This window comes from Chitinophaga sp. (assembly GCF_035538455.1).
GTDB lineage: Bacteria > Bacteroidota > Bacteroidia > Chitinophagales > Chitinophagaceae > Chitinophaga.
In genome coordinates this window covers 1-3975 of record NZ_DATLKJ010000237.1, presented here as the reverse complement: position 1 = coordinate 3975, position 3975 = coordinate 1, and the positions used below count along the sequence as shown (strand labels likewise).

Here is a 3975-nt window from a genome sequence, read left to right as displayed (position 1 = left end):
GGAAACAAAGAGATAGCTACTTCAAAGTAAATATTTCTGGAATGGATCGGTAGTTCAGTTGGTTAGAATGCCGCCCTGTCACGGCGGAGGTCGCGGGTTCGAGTCCCGTCCGGTCCGCGAGGATTAAAATAGAAAAGCCTGCTCAATGAGCAGGCTTTTCTATTTTAGTTTCAGGTGAGCTAATATTCAGGGATCAAGGGAGGATCAAGTCGAAAAGTTGGGGGATAGATCAAAAAATAGTTGTTTTGCAGCGGATTAGCCAACGCAACACGTGGATCAGAACTTTCGCAAACTTGTAGAGATGCTGCTACCAGCAGGAGTATTAGAGTATTTTGACTTAATAGATTCAAGTCAGGACAAAGAAGGTATTGATATATACCTTGAGGAAAAGAATAACATTCCAGTAGAGCATCAGCATAAAAAAGTTCACTCCAAAGGATTCTTCTCAGAAGTTGCTATTCAGGATTTTCCCATCCGTGGCCCAAAGGTCACTTTACATGCCAAACGCCGTCGGTGGGAGGTTTTAGAGGATGGTCAGATAATAATAAGAGATTGGGAAATAGTAAAAAATGGCACGCGAATGACCCCGGAATTCGCGGCTTTTTTAAAAGGATTACTTAGATAAGTACCCTATCAGCCCTGTTCAGCTGGGTCACTTTTACCAGGTAAATGGTAAGCAGCTGGGCCAGCAATACAAACATCATTTAAGTGATTTTCCCACCTGGAAAATCACTTAACGGGTTAAGCTCCTTTTATTAATATAAAATAAAAATCACTGCCTGCAAAATACAAACTGGTTGGTACTGTTTATTCTCCAATATTCACTGAACTTCATCCAACTATTCATTACTCCAATCTATATCTTAAAAACAAGTTTAATGATTCTTTTTCCTACCGTGTTTTCACCCTTTTAGCCGGGAAAATAACGGATTCTGACCTTTGGGCTGATCTGTTAAAACCCTTTTCAGCAAAGGGTTTTGTGTAATAGGTGTTTTCCCCATGTCATTTTCAGCAGCACTTGCTACTACGCCCTGTCTATGGTTTATCCTTATTTTTATTTCAACATTTTTCTAACCTTCAATTTTATTTTATGACTAAGGAACTAAGCTCGTTCACCATGGGAAAGCTAATTGATGCTACAGAAGCTCAACTTACGCTGGACAAAAGAACGAATATGGCAAGTAAAATGCAGTTTGCGCATTCTTTCGTAAACAATGTAATTAACGAACCTGCATGTAAGAATTATTACGCCGATCAGATCAACGGGTATTTATTTGACAAGAAGGAGCTGATAGATTTCCTGCAGAAAGGGAATGCAACCCATGTAGTGATTGTGATGGGGGCGCATTTGAAAGATGAGGGGAACTTTATGGAGGGGGCTCCTACAGTAATGGTGCTTAAAACCACAATACCAAAGGATGGTGAGGTCGCAAAAAATGGCACCCTCGAGGCACAGGTGGATGGAACTACAGTGGCGCTGGAACATCCTCCCGGAAAGATGATCACCTCCATTGTAAATGGGCAGCTGACATTTAATTTTATCTAAGAAACTTCCTTAAATTGTATAAAGAGCACTACAACCCCTTTATGCATATGCAGGAATGTCTAAGCAACCTTTCAATATAGAGCGTTCTATTACCCCTATTTACCGGTTTTCTGTATTTTAGGCGTTTTGGAAAGACTCAAGAATTATTTTAGGGATAGTGGCATTAGCTACTATCCCACAGTTTTTGCGGGCATTCCTTGTGAAAGGAAGCGCCGTGAACATATCCTATAATTTGTATACGATCTGTGACGTAGTGTTATTTTATTACTTGTTTGTTGATAAACTTTTTTCTTATAGTCGTAAGAGGTTTTTTGTGTTTTCAGGTTTGTTAGCCTTAGTGTATAATGTTTGTATGATACTCGGTTATGGCCTGATGGAAAGATTTATCAGTGAACTTGTATGCCTGAATAACTTTATTTACACAGTATGGATGCTGTTGATCATCCTGGATCAATATGCCGCCGATGACTAGGAGATCAATCCTTCTATGCCTTTTTTCTGGTACCTTTTAGGTTTATTATTGTACGCTCTCTGCGCTATGCTGATCTATTCATTATGACCATATATTAAGCGACATCCGGATTCCGTTCTCAGTCAGCTATGGGTGATTCAGTATGTTTTTAATATTATCATGTATGTATTGTCTGCAGGTTTTTTGCATGAGCGTAACCCAAAAATTACTGCCAATGGATAAGGATATTATATTTAGTATGGTCATTGCGACTCTGCTCTTCCTGTTAATGACCTGTTTTATTGTCACTTTCTGGATGATTTACCAGCGCCGCAGGGCTATGCACCGGGAAGAGAAAAAACAACTGCATGTGGCTTATGAAAAGGAGGTCCTGCACTCCCGGCTCGAGATGAAAGAACAAACCCTGAAACATATTTCTGAAGAAATCCATGATAATATTAGTCAGATATTAAGTCTTGCAAAACTGAACATCGGCATCATGGAGAGTAACTGCCCGGAGTCATTACGGGAAAGGATTGGCGATACCAAACAGCTGATCAGTAAGGTGATCCAGGATCTGCGGGATTTGTCCGGGAGTATGGATACGGATACCATCACAGCTCGGGGGGTATATGCAGCTATCTCAGCGGAGCTTGACAGAATAAAGAAGACGGGGGCATATATAGTGAACTTTAATAGTAGCGGAACTGTTTGGCGAATGGATGTCAGCAGGGAGCTGATATTGTTCAGGATATTCCAGGAGGTGCTGAATAACCTGATCAAACATGCTTCGGCCAGTGTGATTGATATAGATATTTGTTATACAGCTACGCTTTGTACCTTAAGTATTGCGGATAACGGGAAGGGATTTGACATCACCACGCTGCCTGAATCGAGGGGAATGGGGCTTCGCAATATGGAGAAGCGAAGCGCCATGATAGGTGCCTCACTTCAGCTGGAAAGTAATGTATTAAACGGCACTCTCATTCGTATTGTTTTTACTCCTTAATCAAGCAATTAGAACCCCATGAACTCAAAAATGAAGATAGTACTGACAGATGACCATGTATTGTTGCGTAATGGATTGGCGCGTGCTATCGAAAATTTTGGTAATTATGATCTGCTTTGAAGTGAACAATGGAAAAGATCTGATCGAAAAGCTGGATGCCCATCATCTGCCTGATATTGTATTGCTGGAATTTAATATGCCGGAGCTGGATGGCTATGAGACCGGCTTATGGTTGCAGGACAAGTATCCTGTTGTGCGGGGTACTGGCCCTGTCCATGTATGATAATGAGACGGCCATGATCAGGATGTTCGAGGCCGGGGCAAGAGGGTATATTCTGAAAGATTGTGAGCCCACAGAACTGAGGAGTGCCCTGGCGGCGGTATCGGAGAAAGCGTTCTACTATGCTGAAATTGTCACAGGGAAACTCATTAGCTCCATCAGCGGGAGTCACAACAATCCGAATAAAATGCTGCCGGAGCTGAATGACCGGGAACTCATCTTCTTAAAGATGGCCTGCACGGAGATGACCTATAAGGAGATTGCAGATAAAATGTGCCTGAGCGCAAGGACCATCGATGGTTACAGGGATAGCCTGTTTGAAAAACTCAATGTAAAAACCCGGGTAGGCCATGTCACCTATGCGTTGAAGAACGGTATTGTGTTGATGGATAACCTCCCGTAACCGGGGTGAAAACACCCTGATATTCTCCCTTATTTTCACGTTGTCTGACCTTGGGTACTAAAGGATCTTTGTACTGTTATTCACCCAAAACATACAGTCATGATCCAGGTAAAAACATGGGAACAGGATCCCGGTTTAAATGATCGTCCCAGCGGCGGGATGTTGATCAATGTATCTATTCCTGATCCGGAGGTATTGAACCTCCCAATACAAATTGTCTATCCTTCTCCCGCTCCTTTACCGGGCGATTATGCCCCGGGTACAGCAGCATTCCGCTATTGGGCAG

General features: G+C 42.2%; 6 protein-coding genes and 1 tRNA gene. All 7 read left to right on the top strand.

Annotated elements, in window-relative coordinates; genetic code table 11:
- Positions 1-43 precede the first annotated feature (43 nt).
- Positions 44-117, top strand: a tRNA-Asp gene (locus tag VM802_RS27850).
- Between the two features lie 184 nt (positions 118-301).
- Positions 302-625, top strand: a complete 324-nt coding sequence (locus VM802_RS27845) for an ISAon1 family transposase N-terminal region protein (protein ID WP_325536943.1) — start codon at positions 302-304, stop codon at positions 623-625.
- A gap of 465 nt (positions 626-1090) precedes the next feature.
- The gene (locus VM802_RS27840; protein WP_325536941.1) at positions 1091-1546 is read left to right on the top strand and encodes a hypothetical protein; all 456 of its coding nucleotides are present in this window, start codon (positions 1091-1093) and stop codon (positions 1544-1546) included.
- A gap of 686 nt (positions 1547-2232) precedes the next feature.
- Positions 2233-3006 (top strand): sensor histidine kinase, encoded by a 774-nt coding sequence (locus VM802_RS27835; protein ID WP_325536939.1) that lies wholly within the window; start codon positions 2233-2235, stop codon positions 3004-3006.
- A 106-nt stretch (positions 3007-3112) separates the two neighbouring features.
- Entirely contained in the window at positions 3113-3289 is a 177-nt protein-coding gene (locus VM802_RS27830; RefSeq protein WP_325536937.1) for a PleD family two-component system response regulator, read from the top strand.
- A gap of 13 nt (positions 3290-3302) precedes the next feature.
- Positions 3303-3689, top strand: a complete 387-nt coding sequence (locus VM802_RS27825) for a response regulator transcription factor (protein ID WP_325536935.1) — start codon at positions 3303-3305, stop codon at positions 3687-3689.
- A 99-nt stretch (positions 3690-3788) separates the two neighbouring features.
- On the top strand, positions 3789-3975 hold a 187-nt coding region (locus VM802_RS27820), incomplete at its 3' end, for a hypothetical protein (RefSeq protein WP_325536933.1).